21 protein-coding genes and 1 pseudogene are annotated in these 20478 nt (G+C 72.2%); 9 read left to right on the top strand and 13 right to left on the bottom strand.

The features are described 5' to 3' along the window. Positions 1–65: 65 nt before the first annotated feature. The 5 genes from ACYVLJ_RS07040 to ACYVLJ_RS07060 form a co-directional block, all read right to left on the bottom strand. A complete protein-coding gene (locus ACYVLJ_RS07040) occupies positions 66–1649 on the bottom strand; it encodes a hypothetical protein (RefSeq protein ID WP_460438101.1) in 1584 nt (527 codons plus the stop codon). A gap of 157 nt (positions 1650–1806) precedes the next feature. Beyond that, complete coding sequence (locus ACYVLJ_RS07045) at positions 1807–2790, bottom strand: Ppx/GppA family phosphatase (protein ID WP_451982795.1); 984 nt, start codon at positions 2788–2790, stop codon at positions 1807–1809. Positions 2791–2904: 114 nt separating this feature from the next. After that, positions 2905–3594, bottom strand: coding sequence for a response regulator (locus tag ACYVLJ_RS07050; RefSeq protein ID WP_460438102.1), 690 nt, complete (start codon positions 3592–3594; stop codon positions 2905–2907). Next, on the bottom strand, positions 3591–4832 hold the full coding sequence (locus ACYVLJ_RS07055) for a sensor histidine kinase (protein WP_460438103.1): 1242 nt from the start codon (positions 4830–4832) through the stop codon (positions 3591–3593). The genes ACYVLJ_RS07050 and ACYVLJ_RS07055 overlap by 4 nt, the downstream gene beginning before the upstream one ends. A 145-nt stretch (positions 4833–4977) precedes the next feature. Next, entirely contained in the window at positions 4978–5853 is an 876-nt protein-coding gene (locus ACYVLJ_RS07060) for an oxidoreductase (protein ID WP_460438104.1), read from the bottom strand. Positions 5854–5920: 67 nt separating this feature from the next. On the opposite strand from ACYVLJ_RS07060, the gene ACYVLJ_RS07065 reads away from it, so the two are divergent. Next, complete coding sequence (locus tag ACYVLJ_RS07065) at positions 5921–6559, top strand: DNA-binding response regulator (protein ID WP_460438105.1); 639 nt, start codon at positions 5921–5923, stop codon at positions 6557–6559. Continuing rightward, on the top strand, positions 6556–7437 hold the full coding sequence (locus tag ACYVLJ_RS07070) for a hypothetical protein (protein ID WP_460438106.1): 882 nt from the start codon (positions 6556–6558) through the stop codon (positions 7435–7437). Before ACYVLJ_RS07065 ends, ACYVLJ_RS07070 begins: the two co-directional genes overlap by 4 nt. A gap of 53 nt (positions 7438–7490) precedes the next feature. On the opposite strand, the gene ACYVLJ_RS07075 is transcribed toward ACYVLJ_RS07070, so the two are convergent. The 7 genes from ACYVLJ_RS07075 to ACYVLJ_RS07105 form a co-directional block, all read right to left on the bottom strand. Next, entirely contained in the window at positions 7491–8240 is a 750-nt protein-coding gene (locus tag ACYVLJ_RS07075; protein ID WP_460438107.1) for a phosphoglyceromutase, read from the bottom strand. A 422-nt stretch (positions 8241–8662) separates the two neighbouring features. After that, the gene (locus ACYVLJ_RS07080; protein ID WP_460438108.1) at positions 8663–9529 is read right to left on the bottom strand and encodes a DUF4349 domain-containing protein; all 867 of its coding nucleotides are present in this window, start codon (positions 9527–9529) and stop codon (positions 8663–8665) included. A gap of 69 nt (positions 9530–9598) precedes the next feature. Then, the gene (locus tag ACYVLJ_RS07085; RefSeq protein WP_451982819.1) at positions 9599–10111 is read right to left on the bottom strand and encodes a type III secretion system chaperone family protein; all 513 of its coding nucleotides are present in this window, start codon (positions 10109–10111) and stop codon (positions 9599–9601) included. Continuing rightward, positions 10108–11412 carry a D-inositol-3-phosphate glycosyltransferase gene (gene mshA / locus ACYVLJ_RS07090; protein ID WP_451982822.1) on the bottom strand — a complete coding sequence of 435 codons (1305 nt, stop codon included), beginning with the start codon at positions 11410–11412 and terminating at the stop codon, positions 10108–10110. The genes ACYVLJ_RS07085 and mshA overlap by 4 nt, the downstream gene beginning before the upstream one ends. 22 nt (positions 11413–11434) lie before the next feature. After that, positions 11435–12250, bottom strand: a complete 816-nt coding sequence (locus tag ACYVLJ_RS07095; protein WP_460438109.1) for an alpha/beta fold hydrolase — start codon at positions 12248–12250, stop codon at positions 11435–11437. 3 nt (positions 12251–12253) lie between these two features. Further along, entirely contained in the window at positions 12254–13429 is a 1176-nt protein-coding gene (locus ACYVLJ_RS07100; protein WP_460438110.1) for a L,D-transpeptidase, read from the bottom strand. Positions 13430–13588: 159 nt separating this feature from the next. Next, a complete protein-coding gene (locus tag ACYVLJ_RS07105) occupies positions 13589–14644 on the bottom strand; it encodes a UDP-N-acetylmuramate dehydrogenase (protein ID WP_460438111.1) in 1056 nt (351 codons plus the stop codon). 24 nt (positions 14645–14668) lie between these two features. Here ACYVLJ_RS07105 and ACYVLJ_RS07110 point away from each other — a divergent pair, with 24 nt between their 5' ends. The 5 genes from ACYVLJ_RS07110 (at position 14669) to purU (ending at position 18078) form a co-directional block, all read left to right on the top strand. Further along, positions 14669–15175, top strand: coding sequence for a DUF2505 domain-containing protein (locus ACYVLJ_RS07110; protein WP_451982834.1), 507 nt, complete (start codon positions 14669–14671; stop codon positions 15173–15175). Beyond that, the gene (locus ACYVLJ_RS07115) at positions 15154–15954 is read left to right on the top strand and encodes a class I SAM-dependent methyltransferase (protein WP_460438112.1); all 801 of its coding nucleotides are present in this window, start codon (positions 15154–15156) and stop codon (positions 15952–15954) included. Before ACYVLJ_RS07110 ends, ACYVLJ_RS07115 begins: the two co-directional genes overlap by 22 nt. A 63-nt stretch (positions 15955–16017) precedes the next feature. Further along, positions 16018–16725, top strand: a complete 708-nt coding sequence (locus ACYVLJ_RS07120; protein WP_460438113.1) for a DedA family protein — start codon at positions 16018–16020, stop codon at positions 16723–16725. Further along, positions 16688–17188: a maleylpyruvate isomerase family mycothiol-dependent enzyme gene (locus tag ACYVLJ_RS07125; RefSeq protein WP_460438613.1), complete on the top strand. Its 501-nt coding sequence runs from the start codon at positions 16688–16690 to the stop codon at positions 17186–17188. Before ACYVLJ_RS07120 ends, ACYVLJ_RS07125 begins: the two co-directional genes overlap by 38 nt. 23 nt (positions 17189–17211) lie before the next feature. Beyond that, positions 17212–18078: a formyltetrahydrofolate deformylase gene (gene purU / locus ACYVLJ_RS07130; RefSeq protein WP_451982847.1), complete on the top strand. Its 867-nt coding sequence runs from the start codon at positions 17212–17214 to the stop codon at positions 18076–18078. Positions 18079–18099: 21 nt separating this feature from the next. Here purU and ACYVLJ_RS07135 read toward each other — a convergent pair whose 3' ends face one another. Beyond that, positions 18100–19149 carry an NAD(P)-dependent alcohol dehydrogenase gene (locus ACYVLJ_RS07135; protein WP_460438114.1) on the bottom strand — a complete coding sequence of 350 codons (1050 nt, stop codon included), beginning with the start codon at positions 19147–19149 and terminating at the stop codon, positions 18100–18102. A 103-nt stretch (positions 19150–19252) separates the two neighbouring features. On the opposite strand from ACYVLJ_RS07135, the gene ACYVLJ_RS07140 reads away from it, so the two are divergent. Beyond that, on the top strand, positions 19253–19852 hold the full coding sequence (locus ACYVLJ_RS07140; protein ID WP_460438614.1) for a TetR/AcrR family transcriptional regulator: 600 nt from the start codon (positions 19253–19255) through the stop codon (positions 19850–19852). 9 nt (positions 19853–19861) lie between these two features. After that, positions 19862–20477, top strand: a pseudogene (locus ACYVLJ_RS07145) (pyridoxamine 5'-phosphate oxidase family protein). The last annotated feature ends 1 nt before the right edge of the window (position 20478 follow it).

Here is a 20478-nt window from a genome sequence, read left to right on the forward strand (position 1 = left end):
CCGACGGTGCGGGGAATCGCCGGGCCGCGAAGGGGACGCGGATCTCACCGCGTCCCCGCCGGACGTCAGCGGCCGACGAGCAGCAGGGCCGCCGGGGACACCGTGACCACCAGGCCGACCAGCACCGCGAGCACCGTCGTCTGCAGGTCCTCGGCGCGGCGGATCTTCCGCACGATCCAGACCAGCGCGACGACCACCAGCAGCGCCGCCACCAGGGCGGCCGCCGGGATGTTCACCCAGAGCCAGTTGAACCCGAGCCACACGGCGGCGCCGCCGACGACACCCATCGCCAGCTGGCCGGCCAGCGCCAGCCACGCCTTGCCGGGCGAGGTCTCGGGCTCCTCCGCGGCCACCGGTTCCGGCGGGACGTCGTCGTACTCGTCGTCCTCGTAGCCGTATTCGTCGTGCTCGAAGTCCGGGCCGTCCGCCGGGTAGCCGTCGGCGAACTCGCGCTCGTACGGCTCGAGGTCGTCCGGGATCGGCGTGCGCGACGCGCGGTCGCCGGGCGCGAACGGCATCGGCGGCGGGTACGCGCCCGTCGGCGGGCCCGCGTCGTAGGCGGCCTGGTAGCCGCTGCTCTCCGGCGCGAAGCCGTCGGGCTCGAAGTCGTCCTCGGGGTAGCCGTCGTCCGGGGTTTCGGTGGGCACCACCGGCATGACGCCGATCTCGGTGTCCTCCATCTGCTCCTTCTGCCGGCGCTTGCGCCAGTTCGCCAGCCCCGCGGGCGACGAAGGCTCGTCCGCCTTCTTCGGCGGCGCGGGCGGTTCCTCGTCCGGGACGGCCGAGAACTGCTCGGTGTAGGCCTCCTGCTGCGGCTGCGGACGGCGGGCCGGGGCCCGGCGCGGGCGCCCGGGCGCCGCGGGCGGCGTCGCGAAGGTGCCGCTGGCCATCGGGCCCGGCGGGACGTCGGCCTCGGCGTCCGGGGTGCCGTTGAGGCCGTCGAGCCGGGCCGACAGGGGACCGCCGGCCGGGGGTGGCGTCGGCAGCTGCTGCGACGCCTGGGGCGGCGGCCCCGGGCGGCGCCGGACCGGCGGGACGGCCCCGCGGGTCTCCTCGGCCGCCGGCGGCGGGGCCGGCAGCTGCTGCGAAGGCTGCGGGGGCGGCGGCTGGCGCCGGGGTGCGCGCGGCGGCACCGGCAGCTGCTGCGACGCCTGGGGCGGGGCCGGCGGCTCCTGCGGCGGCCGCGAGAACTGCCCGGACTCCTGCGGGCGGGCGTACTGGCCCGACTCCTGCGGCGCCGGGCGGGCGTACTGGCCGGACTCGGCGCCGCCGGGAGCGGGCCGGGCCGGGGGCGGCGGGGGTGGCGGGACCGGCCGCGGCAGCGGCTGGGAGTCCTGCGGGACCGCGCGGGGTGCGGGCGGCGGCGGGGACGGCGGCTCGGCGCGGCGCCGTCCGGCGGGCCGCGAAGGCGGCGGCGGGGTGCCTTCGGAGGCGACCCGGTCGATGATCGCCTGCGGGCCGGTGTCGCCGACACCGGGACGCCGGTGCGAGCCGGTCGCGCCGGGCGGGGCTTCGGGGGTGCCCGGCTCGTCGTCGTCATCGGCCGCGCGCCGGCGGCGACGGCGTCCGCCGTCGACCTGGGCGCCGTGCTGGGCGAGCAGCTCAGCCACGGTCTTCTGCGGCTGATCGCCTCCGGTCTGGTCCGTCATACCTGGTATTCCCCTGCGCGCTCCGGGTCCTCGGCGTTCGGCGAAGCGGTACCCGACGGCACGCCGGCGGCGCAGCGCGCGCTGTACGCCGTCCTCTGCATGTCCGTCACCTCTCCACCGTGCCCGTCCACCTTCCGGGAAGTCCAGCCGCGTGCTTTCACCGGTCCTCCTGTGCGCCGAAGCGCGCCACGAGAGCCGCTCCAGTCTCATCCGCGCCGTTGGAATGGTCCAGCCGCCGCAGGATCACACCCTCTCGCAGAGCCCATGGGCAGATCTCGAGTTCCGCCAAACCCAGGGCCCGCATCGTGGCCTGCGCGACGAGCGCCCCCGCCACCAGCTGGTGCGACCGGCTCGAGCTGACTCCTTCGAGCTGAGCCAGATCGGCCGAGGTCATCCGGGAGATGAAGGCCAGGAGCTGGCGCAACGCGGTGTCCGTGAGCGTACGTCGCACGCGCGGGCCCGCCGCCGAGGGGGCGGCGCCGGTCAGCCGGGCGAGGGAGCGGAACGTCTTCGACGTCGCGACCACACGATCGGGTTCACCCCATTTGGTGACCTTCCGCGCGAGCTCGGTGAGCTGGTCGTCCAGCCACGCCGACGTCGCGACGAGCTCGGAGCGCGTCGGCGGGTCGTGGCGGAAGCGGGTGCGGGTGGTGCGGCCGGCGCCCAGCGGCAGCGATTCGGCCAGCACGGGCTCTTCGTCGCGGCCCATCGCGATTTCGAGCGAGCCACCGCCGATGTCGAGCACGAGCAGCTGGCCGGCCGACCAGCCGTACCAGCGGCGGACGGCCAGGAAGGTGAGCCGGGCCTCGTCGACCCCGGACAGGACCTGCAGCTCGACGCCGGTGCGGTCGGCCACGCGGGCCAGCACCTTGGCGGAGTTCTTCGCTTCGCGGACCGCGGAGGTGGCGAACGCCATGACCTCCTCGCAGCCCAGCCGGGCCGCGGCGTCCTTCGCGGATTCGACGGCGGTCACGAGGTCGTCGGACCCGGCCTTGCTGAGCTCACCGCCGGGGGTGAGCTGCTCCGCCAGGCGCAGCACGGACTTCTCGGAATGCATCGGCGTCGGGTGGGCGCCACGGTGGGCGTCGACCACGAGCAGGTGGACGGTGTTGGAACCGACGTCGAGTACCCCTAGGCGCACGGGGATCCAGCGTACCGGGATCGGCGCCAGGTCTCGAACATGTAACCAACAACACTCGGTGCGGTACCGCCCCGGCGCGCCTCCCACCGGGGCGGCAACCGCACGAAAAGGGGCTTATGTCTCGAACTTGTACCCGAGGCCGCGCACCGTCACCAGGTGCCGCGGCGAACCCGGGTCCGGCTCGATCTTCGAGCGCAGGCGCTTCACGTGGACGTCGAGGGTCTTCGTGTCGCCGACGTAGTCCGCGCCCCACACCCGGTCGATGAGCTGCCCGCGCGTCAGCACCCGGCCGACGTTGCGCAGCAGGTACTCCAGCAGGTCGAACTCCTTGAGCGGGAGCGAAACCTCCTGCCCGTCCACGGTCACGACGTGCCGCTCGACGTCCATCCGCACCGGGCCGGCCGAGAGCACCAGCGGCGCCAGCTCGCCTTCCGTGCCCGGCTCGCCGCCGCGGCGCAGCACCGCGCGGACCCGCGCGATCAGCTCGCGCGCCGAGTACGGCTTGGTGACGTAGTCGTCAGCGCCCAGCTCCAGGCCGACGACCTTGTCGATCTCGCTGTCGCGCGCGGTCACCATGATGACCGGCACGGCCGAGCGCTGGCGCAGCTGCTTGCAGACGTCGGTGCCGCTCATCCCCGGCAGCATGAGGTCCAGGAGCACGATGTCGGCGCCGTTGCGGTCGAACTCCTCGAGCGCGGCCTGGCCGGTGCCGGCCACGGCCGCGGTGAACCCTTCCTTGCGCAGCAGGAAGGCGAGCGGGTCGGCGAACGACTCCTCGTCCTCGACGATGAGAACCCTGGTCACAGGTTTCCTCCATGATCTGGGCTTTCCTGCCCGGTAACCACGAGCCTCTGGGTGCGCTCGGGGGTCTTCTCCTGCCGTGGTCCCGGCGAGGTCTTGGCGGCCTTGGCCGGCTCGGGGGCCGGTTCGGGGCGGACGTGCGCGGGGATGCGCAGGGTGAACGTCGAGCCGGTGCCGGGACGGCTCCACAGCCCGACCGAACCGCCGTGGTTGGCCGCCACGTGCTTGACGATCGCCAGGCCCAGCCCGGTGCCGCCGGTGGCGCGCGAGCGGGCCTTGTCCGCGCGGTAGAAGCGCTCGAACACCCGCTGCTGCTCTTCCTCGGCGATGCCGATGCCGCGGTCGGTGACGGCGATCTCGACCATCCCGTCCGCGAGCCGGCGCGAGATCGACACCGGGCTGCCGGCCGGCGAGTACGCGACGGCGTTCTCCAGCAGGTTCGACAGCGCGGTGACCAGCAGCGTCCGGTCGCCCTCGATGAGCAGGCCGCTGGGGGTGTCGGTGGTGATCCGGATGTGGGCCGACTCGGCCGAGAGCGTCGTCCGCCCGAGCGCCTCGCGGACGACCGCGTCGACCTCGACGACGTTGAGGTCCGGCAGCCGCTCGGCGCCCTGCAGCCGGGAGAGCGCGATCAGCTCGGTGACGAGCTGGCCGAGCCGGGTGGACTCGCGGAGGATCTTGCCGCCGAAGCGGCGGACCTCCTCGACGTCCTCGGCGGCGTCGAGCACGGCCTCGGTGAGCAGTGCGATCGCGCCGACCGGGGTCTTCAGCTCGTGGCTGACGTTGGCGACGAAGTCGCGGCGCACGGCCTCCAGCCGGATGGCCTCGGAGTGGTCGACCGCCTCGACGACGGTGAAGCCGTCGCCGAGGGGCCGCACCTGGCCGAGCACCGCCTCCAGCTGGCGGCCGCGCGCCTCCAGCGGTGAAAGGTCGATCTCCATCGGCTCGTCGGTCTCGACGACCTGTTCGGCGGCCTTGCGGGCCCGCGGGTCGGCCTGGTTGACCTTGACGAGGCCGAGCTCGTACGCGCGCGGGTTGTGCAGCACCATGTCGCCGAACTTGTTGAGCACGACGACGCCGTTGTGGGAGGACCGGACCAGCCGTTCGAGGAGCTCCGCGACGGTCGGGCCCGGCGGACGGGCTTCTTCGCGGCGGGTCCTCGCCCGGGCGAGGAAGTAGCCGACCACCGCACCGGCCACCAGTGCCCCGATGGCCAGTGCGACAGAAACAGGCGTGGTCACAGGCCGATCGTAAGCCGTGATGTGGCCCTTCGGCCTAGCGTTGTCCGCCTTGTCGTGAGCACCGCGACACCTGGAGAAGACCTGTTCGCCGGTGCTTCAACCGGCGTTCACCCGATCGATTCCGCGGCGAGACATTCCGGGTGAATCACCCGTTCGCATCAAGGGTTTTCAGATCGTCGTCCGAGAGCCGCAGCGCGGCCGCGGCGACGTTCTGCTCGAGGTGCGCGATATCGCCGGTGCCCGGGATGGCCAGCACGTGCGGGCCCTGGTGGAGGGTCCACGCGAGCCGTACCTGCGCCGGGGTGGCGTCGTGCCGGCGCGCGACCTCCGCGACCCGCGCGTCCTCGCCCGTCCCGCTCGCGACGGCGAAGAACGGCACGAAGGCGATCCCCCGCTCGGCGCACATCCGGACGATCTCGTCGTCCTCGCGGCGCGCGGTGAGGCCGTACTGGTTCTGGACGCAGACGACCGGCGCGATCTCCAGCGCCTCGGTCAGGTGGTGCGGCGCGACGTTGGAGATGCCCAGTTCGCGGATGAGGCCTTCCGCGCGCAGTTCGGCGAGGGCGCCGAAGCCGTCGGCGAGCGAGCCCTCCCCGCGGTCGAGGCCCTGGCCGATCCGGTAGTTGGCGACGTCGAGGTGGTCCAGACCCAGCTCGCGCAGGTTCTCCTCGACCTGGGCGCGCAGCTGCTCCGGCCGCGCGGTGTAGAACGCGCCGGTGAAGTCGCGGCCCGGCCCGACCTTGGTGGTGATCGTGAGGTCGTCGTAGGGCGCGAGGGCGGTGTTGATCAGCTCGTTCGCCGAGCGCGGGCCGGCGAAGTAGAAGACGGCGGTGTCGATGTGGTTGACACCGAGCTCGACGGCGCGCCGCAGCACGGCGATCGACGTCTCGCGGTCGCGGATGCCACCGTCCGAAGTGGACATCAGGCGCATGGCGCCGAACCCGAGCCGGTTGACTTCGAAGGAGCCGAGCTGCCAGGTGCCCGCCGCGGCGGCGGGGGTGGTGGTGGTGTTCGTGGTCATGGCTCCAGCTTTCCGAGGGAGCGCTGGTGACCTCCGGGTTTGGCAGTTTGCTGCCACACTGGAATGCGTGGAGAGAGTCAGTGACGTCGTCGTGGTGCGCGGCGAAGCCGAGCTGTTCGAGCGGACCGCACACCTGTTCGCGACCGCGACCGAAGTCGCGTGCGCGGCCCGCGACCTGCACACCTGGTCGGTGGCGCACCCGACGGTGCCCGAGCGGGAGCAGGCCGTGCGCACGACTTCCGTGCGCAAGATGTACCTGCCCGGCGTGCTGTTCGACCCGGCACTGGCGGAGCACCTGCGGTTCATGGCCACCCACGGCGCGCGCATCCGGATCACCGAACGCGAGGTCAACGAGACGATCCTGCTCGACCGGCGGATCGCGATCGTCGCCGGCGACCAGGTCGGCGGCGTGCGCAGCTACACCGTCGTCAGCAGCCCGGAACTGGTCCAGGGCATCCAGTCGCTGTTCGAGGCGGCCTGGGCCGGCGGCACCGATCTGGAGTCCTACCAGGCGCGGTTCGCCGAGCTGGGCGCGCGCGAGATCCTCGAGCAGCTCGCGTCCGGCTGCAAGGACGAGACGGCGGCCCGCACCCTCGGCGTCGGACTGCGCACCTACCGGCGGCGGGTGGCCGAGGTGATGGCGATCCTCGGGGCGTCGTCCCGGTTCCAGGCCGGGGCGCGGGCCCGCGAAGCCGGGCTCTTGTGAAGCGGGCGGCGCTGCTCGCCCTGCTCCTGACGACCTCGGCGTGCACGTCGGCGATCTCCGGCGCGCCCGTGCCGCTCACCGGGAACCTCGCGCTCGTCGACGCCCTCGGCACCGGAGCCGCGCTCGACGGCGTGAAGTCGGCCGCCGAGGCGGTGTTCAGCTACGACTCCGCGAACCCGGCCGCGTTCGACCAGGCCGTCGCGGCGAACGTCACCGGGGCGGCGAAGGACCAGCTCACGAAGCTGTTCGACCAGGTCAGGAAGAGCCCGCAGCCGGTTCGCCTGACCACGCGGGTGCGGCAGGCGGCCGCGCTCGAGTTCACCGGCGACCGGGTCCGCGACCTGGCCGTGCTCGAACAGGACAGCGGCGCCACCAAGGGGTTGGCCACGGTCGCGTTCACCGGGCAGCGGTCGAACGGGCACTGGCGGCTCTCGGACATCGCCGTCAACCCGGCTCAGCCGCCGCTCGAGCCGCACGCCGACGACGGCAGCGCGGCGGGCGCGCGCGACGCGGCCGTGGCCGGCGCCCGCGCGGTCGCGGGCGGGCTGTTCACCACCGACAGCGCCGACCCGGAAGGCTCGTACGCGCGGGCGGAGGCGGTCATCACCGGCACCCTGCTGAGCGACTACCGGGCGAAGAAGGCCGACTACGTCGAGGCGATCCGCAAGAGCGGCACGAAGGTCGCCCTGGGCCCGGACCCGATGGCCGGGGTCGTCGCACTCGCCGACGGCAAGGCGGTCGTGTTGTTCTTCACGACGCTGCAGGTGGCCGACGCGACCGGCAAGGTCACCGGCAAGCCGTTCACGGCCGAGTTCGACGTCGCCCGCGAAGGCACGGCCTGGAAGGCCACGGCCATCCGCCCGCTCACCACGGCCTGACCCGCCGTGAAGGGCACCTTCACGGCGGTGAAGGTGCCCTCACGGCAAACGGGTCAGCGGCCCTGGTTGGCGACCGCGGCGGCGGCTTCCTTGGCGGCCTCGGGGTCGAGGTACTCGCCGCCCGCCTTCACCGGCTTCAGGTCGGCCGTGAGGTCGTAGCGCAGCGGGATGCCGGTCGGGATGTTCAGGCCGGCGATGTCGGCGTCGGAGATCCCGTCGAGGTGCTTGACGAGCGCGCGCAGCGAGTTGCCGTGCGCGGCGACCAGCACGGTCTTGCCCGCGCGCAGGTCCGGCACGATCGCGGACTCCCAGTACGGCAGGAGCCGCGCGACGACGTCCTTGAGGCACTCGGTGAGCGGCGCGTGGTCGCCGAGGTCGGCGTACCGGGGGTCGCCGACCTGGCTCCACTCGTCCTTCGGGTCGATCGGCGGCGGCGGGGTGTCGTACGACCGGCGCCAGAGCATGAACTGCTCCTCGCCGAACTCGGCGAGGGTCTGCTTCTTGTCCTTGCCCTGCAGCGCGCCGTAGTGGCGCTCGTTGAGGCGCCAGTCGCGCTTCACCGGGATCCAGTGCCGGTCGGCGGCGTCCAGCGCGATGTTCGCGGTGGAGATCGCGCGCCGCAGCAGCGAGGTGTGCACCACGTCCGGCAGCAGCCCGGCGTCGGCCAGCAGCTTGCCGCCCAGGCGGGCTTCGCCCTCGCCCTGCTCCGACAGCGGCACGTCCACCCAGCCGGTGAACAGGTTTTCCGCGTTCCACGTGCTCTGCCCGTGCCGCAGCAGCACCAACGTCCCGAGTTCAGCCATGCCGTCAGCCTGCCAGACGGGACCACGCGATCGACTGGTGACCTGGTGTCCTACGCAGAGTGTGTTACCGAGCAGTAACACCTTCACCCTCATGCAAGTCCGGGTGCCAACAACGCGCAAAATCCCCGCAACGGACTGCGCACCGTTATCGCCGTGAGGTAAATTCACTCGAACGGACTAGTGAGTAGTCTTGTGATTACAGGTCGAGATCTGACAGGTTGACTACGTCCCGAGCGGCCGGATTCCACGCACTCCCCGGCCCGCTTCGGGCGTTGACCGCGGCTCGTCTCCCCCCTGCCGAGCCGCGGCCCGCCGGCCCCGTTGGCATCCCCCTCGTCACCGGGTCCTGATCGGCGGGAACTTCAGCGGGGCGGCTCGAGATCGCGACTCCCCCCTCCCTCGAGCCGTCCCGCCTGCCCGCTTCACACCTCGGTCGGCACCGGCTCCGGCTCCGGCTTCGCGAGCCGACGGCGCCGGTTGAGCCGCCAGGCCACCCACCCGAGCGGGCCCACGACCAGCAGGAACGGCGCGATCGCGCCCAGCACCGTCAGCAGCCCGCCGCCGAAGGTCAGGAACGCGGACCAGCCGCCCGCGAGGCCGCCGAGGAAGCCGCTGTGGTCCTCCGGCGGGGGCGGCGGTGCGGCCACGCTGCGGATGGTCATCGCGACCGTCGCCATCGCAACGCTGCCCGCCAGGGAGTTCCGCTGCTGTTCGAGCGACTCCAGGGCCGACTCGCGGCTCGTCAGCTCGCTTTCGATCGACGTGATGTCCGACACGGACGTCGCCTGCGAGAGGAGCGCGCGGATCCGCTCGACCGACTTCCGCTGCGTCGTCAGCCGCGCTTCGACGTCGACGACCTGCTCGGTGACGTCCTGGGTGTTCAGCTCCCGCTTCACCATGCTCGAGCCGAGGTGCGAGAGCTGGTCGAGCACCGGGTCGAGCTTGTCCGAAGGCACCGCCAGCGACAACGTCGCCGACTCGTCGCCGGTGCTTTCCTGCCCGGTGTAGCCGCCCGCGCCCACCGCGATCCCGCGGGCCTGGGCGACGACGTCGACGACCTTCGTGGCGGTCAGCTCCAGCCGGGCGCTGCGCGACAGCTTGCGGTCGGTGGCACCGGCCTGCGGCGGCGTCACCTTCGACTCGGCCTTGCCCCCGGTCCCCTGCTGCGGCGCGGCCGGAACGCCGGCACTGTCCGCCGTGGACGATGCCCCGTTCTGCGCCGCCGAGCAGCCGGCCAGCGCCAGCGCCGCCGCCGTGATCGCGAGCGCCGCTCTCCATCGAGTCCGCATCCTGGTCTCCCTCCAGTTTTGCCTGGCGAGGAGACGGATGTCCGGTTCAGGGCCGTTGCACGGCCCGGGTCACGACTCGGTCAAGCCTGGTTCGTGCGGCTTCTCGGGCGCCACGAGGTGCTTGAACGCCTGCAGGTTCGCCAGGGACTCGCCGCGGGAGACGCGCCAGTCCCACTCGCGCTTGATCGACGTCGCGAAGCCGATTTCCAGCAGCGTGTTGAAGTCGCCGTCGGCGGCTTCGAGGACCTGGCCGAGCACCTTGTCGAGCTCGTCGGCGGACATCGTGTCCTTGCCGAACCGGCCGACCAGGTAGATGTCACCGAGACTGTCCACTGTGTAGTGAACGCCGTAGAGCTTCGCGTTGCGCTGCAACAGGAATCGGTAAACGTCCTCATGGGACTCGTCGGGACGCCGGCAGACGAAGGCTTCGACGGAGAACGCGTGGTCGCCGTCGACGAGCCACGCGTTTGTCTGCAGCTTCTTGGTCCCCGGCAGCGTGACGAAGTACTTGCCCGGCCCGCGTTTGTCGTACTCGAGCTCCGCCGAGTCCAAAGTAGACTGGATCAGCCGGTCCAGGCTCACACCGCCACCTCCGTGCGCAGGTCCAGGGCGCGCCGGAACGCGCCGGTGGCCTGAGCATAGATGTCGAGCAGCGCGTCGGTCGTGCGGCGCCAGGAGAACCGCTGCGCGTGCACGACGGCGTTGGCGCCGAGCTCGGCGCACCGCTCGGGGCGCAGCGCGACCGCGGCCAGCGCGTCCGCCCACTCCTCGGCGCCGTGCCCGGGCACCAGCAGGCCGGAGACGCCGTGCGGCACCGCCACCGGCAGCCCGCCGACCTCGGCCGCGACGACCGGGGTCCCGCAGGCCTGCGCCTCCAGGGCCACGAGCCCGAACGACTCGTTGTAGCTCGGCACCGCGACGACGTCGGCGGCGCGGAAGACGCGGGCGAGCGACTCGCCGGGCTGCGGCGGCAGGAACCGCACCTGCTGGTCGATGCCCAGCGAAACCGCCAGTTCGCGCAGGGCCTGCGGTTGTTCCAGCCCGGTGCCCGACGGCCCGCCGACGACCAGCACGACCAGGCGCGAAGCCAGCTCGGGACGCCGTCGCAGCATCGCCGCCGCTGCGTGCAGCAGCACGTCCGGCGCCTTGAGCGGCTGGATCCGGCCGGCGAAGGCGAGCACGACGTCGCCGTCGGCCAGGCCGAGCTCGGCGCGCGCGGCGGCCGTCGGACCGGGTGTGAAGCGTTCGAGGTCGACGCCCGGCGGCACGGCGTGCACCGCGTCCGGTTCGGCGTCGTAGAGGTCGATGAGCTGACGCGCCTCGACCGCGGTGTTGGCGACGAGCCGGTCGGCCTCGGCGACCACCTGCTCCTCGCCGATGACGCGGACGCGCGGTTCGGGCTTGTCCCCCTCGGCGAGCGCGGCGTTCTTCACCTTCGCCAGGGTGTGGGCGGTGTGCACCAGGGGCACGGACCACCGGTCGCGCGCGAGCCAGCCGACCTGGCCCGACAGCCAGTAGTGCGAGTGGATGAGGTCGTAGTACCCGGGCTCGTGGAACGCCTCGGTGCGCAGCACGCCGGAGGTGAACGCGCACAGCTGGGCGGGCAGCTCGTCGCGGCCCAGCGGCTCGAACGGCCCGGCCTGCACGTGCCGCACGGTCACGCCCGGCGCCAGCTCGGCCACCGGCGGCTGGTCGGACGCCGTGGCCCGGGTGAACACCTCGACCTCGACGCCACGGCGGGCCATCTCGGTCGCCGTCTGGCTGATGTACACGTTCATGCCGCCGGCGTCGCCGGTGCCCGGCTGCTCGAGCGGCGAAGTGTGGACTGAGAACACCGCGATCCGGCGCGGCGCAGCACGGAACCCCCGGATGGAGCTGGTCACCTGGTCTCGTCTCCCGCGTACGTCAGCATTCCTCGGCGAACTGCCGCAGCACCGCGTCGAACTCGGCCGCGGACTCGGCGAAGGGCGCGTGGCCCCCTTCAGCAAACCAACGCCCGACCGCACCCGGAATCTTCCCGAGTGCGTACTCGGCCACCGAGGGCTCGATCACGGGGTCGGCCGTGCCGTGCACGACCAGGGCCGGCTTGTCGATCGCGGCCAGCACGTCGCCGCTGCCGACGTCCCGGCGGAAGAGCGCCGAACGGACCGCGGGAGGCACGCTCAACGACGCCCCGAGCAGGGCCTGGGCCTGTGTTCCGGGCACCGGACGGGTGACCATCCCGCGGCTGAACGCGGTGAGCGCCGGGACCGCGGTGTCCGGATCGTCCGAAAGCATCGCGCGCATGTGCTCGCGCATCAGCACACCGACGCGCCCGCCCGGGCGCTCTCGGCCGATTTCGGTGATGGCGCCGACGAGCACGATCCCGCCCAACCGTGCGGTGCCGTGCACGCGGACGTGGTCGGCCAGCACGAGCCCGCCGTACGACCAGGCGACGACGATCGCGCCCGGCCCGGCGAAGTCGAGCACCGCGGCCAGGTCGTCGGCCCAGGCGACCGGGTCGTCGTAGCCCGAGGCGGGCACGTCGGACGCGCCGTGGCCGCGCAGGTCCACCGCGACCAGCCGGAACCGCCCGGTCAGGGCCGGGTCGGCGAGCTGCGCCGCCCAGCACCCGGCCGACTGCGCCCAGCCGTGCACGAACACGATCGGCCTGGTGTTTTCGGCCCCCTCGACCCGCAGCCCGAGCCGGGTCCCGCCGTGTCCGACGACTTCGGTGCGCACGGGTTACTTCGCGCCCAGCGACTGCCAGGCCGACCAGCTGTAGTTCCAGTCCTTGACGTCCGAGGCCATCGGCGCGCCCAGCTGGGAGCCGGTGATCTCGACCGGGTCGCCGATCAGCGCGGAGTCGAAGAAGTCCTTGGCGTCGGCTTCGAGGAGGTTGACGCAGCCGTGGGAGTTGTTGGTCTTCCCGATGTTGGCCGCGTTGTCCTGGTTCTCGTGGATGTACTCGCCGTGGTTGGAGAAGCGGCAGGCCCACTTCTTGTTGACGTTCGTGTAGCCGTAGCGGGCGTTGTCGAAGACGGCCGTCGGCTCCTTGCTCATGATGATGTAGGTGCCGTTCGGGGTGTTGCGGTCGACCTCGGCGTCCAGCCCGTTCGCGCACGGGTAGCTCTTGTACTGCGCGCCGCCGCGGTAGACGTGCATCTGGTGGTCCGGGGTGTTGACCTTGACCACCTGGTTGCGGCCGATCTTGAACTTCGTCGTGACGTCGGCCTTGCCGTACGCGCCGCCGCCGAGCTCGACGCCGTACAGCCTCGCTTCGACGCTCACGGTGATGTTCTGCGGCCAGTACTCCTTGGGCCGGTAGTCGACCTGGCTGTCGGACAGCCAGCCCCACGCGCCCTCGACGTTCTTGTCCGTCTTCACGGACAGGGCCTTCTCGACGGCCGCGCGGTCCTTGACCGGCGACTGGAACTTGACGCTGATCGGCATCGCCACGCCGACCTGCTGGTTGTCGGCCGGGTTCAGCGTGGCGCGGACCTGCTTGGCCGGGCTGACCGTGCTGAACGTGCCGGTGAGCTCGACCGGCCTGCCGTCGGTGCCGGTGGCCTTGGCCGCGTAGGTGTAGGTCTTGCCGTAGCCGAGCGGCTCGGAGCTGGTCCAGGTGAGACCGTCGGGCGCCGTGTCGCCCTTGACGCCCTTGCCGCCGTCGGCGGTCACCTTGCACTCGGTGAGCTTGCCGTCGGCGACCTTGATGACGACCGGCTTGAGCACGGAGGCGTCCTTGGCGTTCACCGCCGGCTCGGCCGTGATCTTCGCCACGGGCTGCGCGCCCCCGCCGTCGGCCCCCGCGGCGCCGGTGGGCAGCGCGGTGCCGTCGTTCGTGCTCGAACACGCCGCGGCGACCAGTGCGGCCCCAGCCGCGAGAGCGGCCTTGAAGACCGTACGCCGTTCGATCACCGCAACCTCCCGAGTTCCCCCGCGTACCAGCGGGATCCACGCCCTTAGCGCTGGTAGCCCGTCCGACGTTACCGCCCGAAAGGTAAAGACCATCCGATCAGGTGGCGACGCCTTTGTCGACAAAGACGTCCCACACACGTCCGGGTTGCCCGGTTCGGCTCAAATTGCGCAGTTGATCAGCAGCGGCTCGGGGTGCAGCGCGACGCCGAACCGCGCGAAAACGCCGTCGCGCACCTCGCGGGCCAGCGACAACAGGTCTTCGGTCGTCGCGTCGCCGCGGTTGGTCAGCGCCAGCGTGTGCTTGGTCGACAGCGAGACGCGGTTCCCCGGCCCGGGGTACCCCTTGCCGAAGCCGGCGCGCTCGATCAGCCAGGCCGCGGACAGCTTCACGCCGCCGTCGGCGGGGTACTGCGGGACCTCCGCGCCGACGGCGTCCGTGATGCGCGTCAGGACGGCTTCCGCCTCGGCCGACGGGACGATCGGGTTGGTGAAGAACGAGCCCGCGCTCCACGTGTCGTGGTCGCCGGGGTCGAGCACCATCCCCTTGCCGCGACGCAGCTTGAGCACGGCGTCGCGAGCGTCGGCCGCCGGGACCCGGGCGCCGATCTCGACGCCCAGCGTGCGCGCCAGCTCGGCGTAGCGGATGGGCGCGGAGAGGCCGTCTTCGCGGATCTCGAAGCGGACCGAGAGCACGACGCCGGAGTCGGTGCCCTTGAGCACACTGGTGCGGTAGGCGAAGCCGAGCTCGTCGGCCTTCAGCGTGCGCACTTCGCGCGTCTGGCGGTCGTAGAGGTCGACGCTGACCAGGGACTCGGCGACTTCGCAGCCGTACGCGCCGACGTTCTGGATCGGCGTCGCGCCGACGCTGCCCGGGATGCCGGAGAGGCATTCGAGCCCGCCCAGGCCCGCTTCGACGAGCCCGGCGACGAAGCTGTCCCAGTTCTGGCCGGCCGCGACCTCCACGACGTCGCCGTCACGGCGCCAGCCGGTGGTGGCCACCTCGACCAGCGTGCCGTCGAACCCCGCGTCCGCGACCACCAGGTTGGAGCCGCCGCCGAGCAGCAGCACCGGTTCGCCCGCGGCGTCGGCCTCACGGACGGCCGCGACCAGGTCTTCGCTGGTCACGGCGCTGACGAACCGGCGGGCCGGGCCGCCGAGGCGCAGCGTGGTGTACGCGGAGAGCTTCGGGGAAGCGGGAGTTCGGGCGGAGTTCACGCGTCTGACGGTACTGTCCGGCTCATGGGATCCCGGATCGAGCACCGCGCTGAGTTCTCCGCCGACGTCGCCGCGACGTACGCGGCGGTCGCGGGCGAAGACGCGCTGCGCGCGCGGCTGGAGCAGCTGGGCGGGCACGGCGCGGCACTGCTGTCCTACGAGGTCTCGGGCACGGACCTGCGGTACGAACTGCGGCAGGGGATCAGCGCGGACAAGCTGCCGTCGGCGGTCCGGACGCTGCACAAGGGCGACCTGATGGTGACCCGCACGCAGACCTGGCGGGTGAGCAAGGACGGCACCGGCCGCCAGGGCGACGCGACGGTCGAGGTCGGCGGCGTCCCGGGCGAGATCGTCGCGCGGACGGCCCTGCTGGCCACCGACGCCAAGACGGTGTTCCGGACCAGCGGCGAGGTCACCGTCCGGATCCCGCTGTTCGGCGGGAAGCTGGAAGCCGTGATCGCCGAACAGGTCACGAAGCTCTTGGAGCGCGAAGCCGAATTCACGGCGAAGTGGCTCGCCGACGCGAACTGAGCCCGGTCGGGGCGCCGACCCGCGGCACGACCAACCCGAACCGCCTCCGCCGGGTCGACCGGTGGATCACGTACGCGCCGGCGACGACCCGCCTGCTGCGCGCGGCCGCGTCGCCGCTGGTCGTCGACCTCGGCTACGGCGCTTCCCCGGTGACGACGGTCGAGCTGGCGCGCTGGCTGCGCCGCGTCCGGCCGGACGTCCGGGTGCTGGGCCTGGAGCTGGACCCCGAGCGCGTGGCCTTCGCGCAACCGGCCGCTTCCCCGCCGCTGCTGGACTTCCGCCGTGGCGGGTTCGAGCTGGCCGGGGCGCGGCCGGTGCTGGTGCGGGCGTTCAACGTGCTGCGCCAGTACGCGGAGGACGAGGTCGCGGGCGCGTGGGCGCTGGTGCTGGACTCGATGGCCCCGGGCGGCCTGCTGGTCGAGGGCACGTGCGACGAGATCGGCCGGCTCTCGACGTGGGTGCTGGTGTCCGCGGCCGGCCCGGTGTCCCTGACGCTGTCGATGCGGCTGGCGGGCCTCGACCGCCCGTCGACGATCGCCGAACGGCTGCCGAAGGCGCTGATCCACCGGAACGTCCCCGGCGAGCGCGTCCACGCGCTGCTGTCCGCGCTCGACGCCTGCTGGGCGACGGCCGCGCCGCACCAGGGGTTCGGCGTCCGGTCCCGCTGGCGGGAGACGGTCCGGCTGCTGGCGGCGCGGGGCTGGCCACTGGTCGATCCGCCGTCGCGGGTGCGGCTGGGCGAGCTGACCGTCCCGTGGGCCTCGGTGGCCCCGGCCTGAACGTTCACCGGTCCACCCCCGCTGCGTCACCCCGAAGTGACCTGCGGTGATCACCATTGAGCTGTGGAATTCCTGGGGCAGCTCACCGACCTGCTGCGCGACGCGCTCGGCTCGCCGTGGCTGTGGGTGCTGGTGTTCGCCGTCTCCGGGCTGGACGCGCTGCTGCCGTTCATGCCCAGCGAGACGACCGTCGTCACGGTCGCCGTCCTGGTCGGTCCCGATCCGCGGCAGCTCGCCCTGCTCGCCGCGGTCGCCGCCGGCGGGGCGTGGGTGGGCGACTGCCTCGGGTACGCCGTCGGCCGGGCCGCCGGGCCGCGCGCGATCGCGCGGCTGCACCGCGGCCCCGAAGGCCGGCGGCGCTACGAATGGGCGCGCGAGCAGGTGCGGCGCAACGGCGGGCTGCTGATCATCGCCGCGCGCTACCTGCCCGGCGGCCGCGTCGCCAGCGCGCTCGCGAACGGCGGCCTCGGCTACCCGCTGCGCCGGTTCGTGCCGCTCGACCTCGCCGGGGCGGCGATCTGGGCGGTGTACAGCGTGCTGATCGGCCTGGCCGGCGGCGCCGCCTTCGCCGACGAGCCGGTCAAGGGCCTGCTGCTGTCGTTCAGCCTCGGCCTGGGCCTGGTGTTCGCCATCGAGGCCGGCCGGCGGCTACGGTCGGCGCATGCAGCTGCTGGAGGCGATCGACGTCCACGCCGACGGGCTGAAGCGGGCGGCGCTGAAAGCCGGTCCGGCGATGCCGATCCCGAACTGTCCGAACTGGACTGTCCATGACCTGGTGGCGCACGTCGCGTCCGTGCACGCCCTGGCGGTCGGCCTGACGCTGGGCAAGCCGGGCGAATCCGACCCGCCGGCGAGCTGGGACGACGTCCTCGGGTGGTGGGACGGCCAGCGCCTGGCCCTGCGGGAAGCCTTGCTGCGGAACCCGGAGTCGCCGTGGGGCCGCCGGATGGCCCACGAAACGGCGATCCACCGCCTCGACGCCGAGTCGGCTCTCGAAGACGGCACGACGCGCTTCTCCCCCGAGTTCGCGAACGACGGCATCGACGAGTTCCTGACCTTCGTCGTCCCGCGCCGCGGCTTCACCTTCGGCGTGCGGGTCACGACGCCGGAGCGGACGTGGACCGTGGGCACGCCGGGAACCGAGGTGTCCGGCGCCGCCGACGACGTCTACCGGGCGCTGTACGGCCGCCCGAACCACGCGGCGACCACCGGGGACCGGCTCCCCGCCGTCTGACCGGCGCGGGGGACAATGCCCTGGTGACCGCTCCCGAACGCCGCTACGTCATCACCTTCGGCTGCCCCGACCGCACCGGCATCATCGCCCGGATCTCCGGGTTCCTCGCCGAGCACGGCGGCTGGATCGTCGAGGCGGCCTACCACACCGACCCGGACACGGGCTGGTTCTTCACGCGCCAGGTCGTCCGGGCCGACTCGCTCCCCTTCGACGCCGCGGAGCTGCGCGCCCGGTTCGGCGAAGTGGCCGCGGACCTGTCCGCGGAGTCGAGCTGGCAGGTGAGCGACACCGGCGAACGGCGTCGCGCGGTGGTCCTGGTGTCGAAGGCGGGCCACTGCCTGTACGACCTGCTCGGCCGCGTCGCGTCCGGCGAGCTGGACGTCGACATCGCCGCGGTGATCGGCAACCACGAGTCGCTGGCCGACATCACCCGCGCGCACGGCATCCCGTTCCACCACGTGCCGTTCCCGCCGGGTGACCGGGCGGCGGCGTTCGAGCAGGTGCGGAAGCTGGTCGGCGAGCACGACCCGCACGCCGTGGTACTGGCCCGGTTCATGCAGATCCTGCCCGCCGACCTGTGCCGCGAGTGGGCGGGCCGGGCGATCAACATCCACCACAGCTTCCTGCCGTCGTTCATCGGCGCGAAGCCGTACCACCAGGCCCACACGCGCGGGGTGAAGCTGGTCGGCGCGACCTGCCACTACGTGACGGCGGACCTCGACGCGGGCCCGATCATCGAGCAGGACGTCATCCGCGTCGACCACGGCGACTCGGTCGAGGACATGGTCCGCAAGGGCCGCGACATCGAGAAGGTCACCCTCGCGCGCGGCCTGCGCTGGCACCTGGAGAACCGGGTGCTGGTGCACGGCAACCGCACCGTGGTGTTCTGACGCGGTTGCCGTGCGCGCGCGTCACGCCCCGATGGTCGAGGCGTCGATGACGAAGCGGTAGCGCACGTCGGAGTTCTCGACGCGCTCGTAGGCCTCGTTCACCTTGTCCGCCGAGATCGTCTCGATCTCCGCGCCGATGCCGTGCTCGGCGCAGAAGTCCAGCATCTCCTGCGTCTCGGCGATCCCGCCGATCATCGAGCCGGCCAGCACCTTGTTGCCGCCCAGCAGCGAGAAGGCGTTGTAGGACAGCGGTTCGCCGGGCGCGCCGACGTTCACCATCGCGCCGCCGACCTTGAGCAGGCTCAGGTAGGCGTCGACCGGCAGCTTGGCCGAGACGGTGTTGAGGATGACGTCGAACTTGCCCTTGAGGACGTCGAACGTCGCCTCGTCGCTGGTCGCGTAGTAGTCGGTCGCGCCGAGCTTGAGGCCGTCCTCCTGCTTCTTGAGGCTCTGGCTCAGCACGGTCACTTCGGCGCCCATCGCGGCGGCGATCTTGACGCCCATGTGGCCGAGCCCGCCGAGGCCGATCACGGCGACCTTCTTGCCGGGGCCGGCGCCCCAGTGGTTCAGCGGCGAGTAGGTGGTGATGCCCGCGCAGAGCAGCGGCGCGGCGACGTCGAGGCTGATGCCTTCCGGGATGCGGCAGACGAAGGCGTCCTTCACGACGATCTGGTTGCTGTAGCCGCCGTAGGTGTTCTCGCCGTCGAAGCCGACGCCGTTGTACGTCTGGACGTTGCCCTTGACGCAGAACTGCTCGGTGCCGGCCGTGCAGTACTCGCACTCGCCGCAGGAGTCGACCATGCAGCCGACGCCCACGCGGTCGCCGACCTGGTACTTCGTGACGTCCGAGCCGACCGCGGCGACGACGCCGGCGATCTCGTGGCCGGGGACCATCGGGAAGATCGCCTGGCCCCAGTCCTCCTTGGCCTGGTGGATGTCGCTGTGGCAGATGCCGGCGTAGGCGATGTCGATCAGCACGTCGTCGGGGCGCAGGGCACGGCGCTCGATCGTGGTCGGCGCGAGCGGCGCACCCGGCGCCGGGGCGGCGATGGCGTGCGTGGTGGTGCTCATGGAACCCTCCAAGTTCAAGTACCGTTGTCCTCGTAAGAGGTCTCTTACATGCACGACGTGAGAGTGCTCTTACATATTCCGAGCGAAAGATGTGAGCCAGGTCATGGGCGGCAAGTACCACCACGGCGACCTCCGCGGCGAACTCGTGCGCGTCTCCCTGGACCTCATCGCGGAGCAGGGCCTCGCCGGCTTTTCCGTCGCCGAGGTCGCGCGGCGGGCGAAGGTCAGCCCCGGTGCGCCGTACCGGCACTTCCCGACCCGCGAAAGCCTGCTGGCCGAGGTGGCGTGCAACGTCGCCTGCCAGCTCGCCGAGCGCGTCGCGGCCGCGGCGGGCGAGTTCGACGACCCGGCGGACGCGCTGGCCGCCGCCGCGGGCGCGTACACGCGGTACCTGATCGAGCGCCGGGCCGGGATGAACGTCCTCTACGCCGACGGCCTCCACGGCCCGGACCACGTCGAGCTGCACGAACAGACCCGGCGGCTGACCGACGAGTTCCTGATGCGCTGCCTGCTCGTCGCGGCGAGCCCGGCGGAGGCCCTGGAGCTGATGGAGCAGCTGTTCACGCAGGCCCACGGCTACGGCACGTTCCAGCTCGACGGCGTCTTCGTGAAGCACGGCTATTCGGTGGACCAGGTCGTCCGGAAGTCCACGGAGGCCGCGCGGATCGCGATCGCGGGCCGGATTGTCGGTGGTCCGCGCTAGCTTGGGGGCATGGGGATCATCGACTCACACGAGGCCTTGCGCGAGCTGATCGGCGACCCGAAGCCGAGGACGACGCAGAAGGTCCAAGACCACATCGACGAGCACGCACGCACGCTGATCGCGCACTCGCCGTTCGTGCTGCTGGCGACTTCGGCGCCGGACGGCAGCTGCGACGTCTCCCCCCCGGGGCGACCCGGCGGGCTCGGTACTGGTGCTCGACGAGAAGACGCTGGCGCTCGCGGACCGGCCGGGCAACAAGCTCATCGACAGCTTCCGCAACATCGTCGACAACCCGCACGCGGGGCTGCTCTTCCTGGTGCCGGGGATGAACGAGACGCTGCGCGTGAACGGCCGCGCCCGGCTGATGTCGGACGCGCCGTACTTCGATTCGCTCGTCGTGCAGGGCAAACGCCCGAAGCTGGCGGTCGTCGTCGAGGTCGAAGAGCTGTACATGCACTGCGCGAAGGCGTTCCTGCGCTCTTCGCTGTGGGACCCGTCGACCTGGCCGGAGCGGTCCACGCTGCCGACGCTGGGCACGATCCTGCGCGACCAGATGGCGCTGCCGGTGTCGGCGCAGGAGCTGGACGCGGACCTCAACGAACGGGCGGTGAGCCAGCAATACTGAA

The sequence above is a fragment of the Amycolatopsis stemonae genome (genome assembly GCF_054781455.1).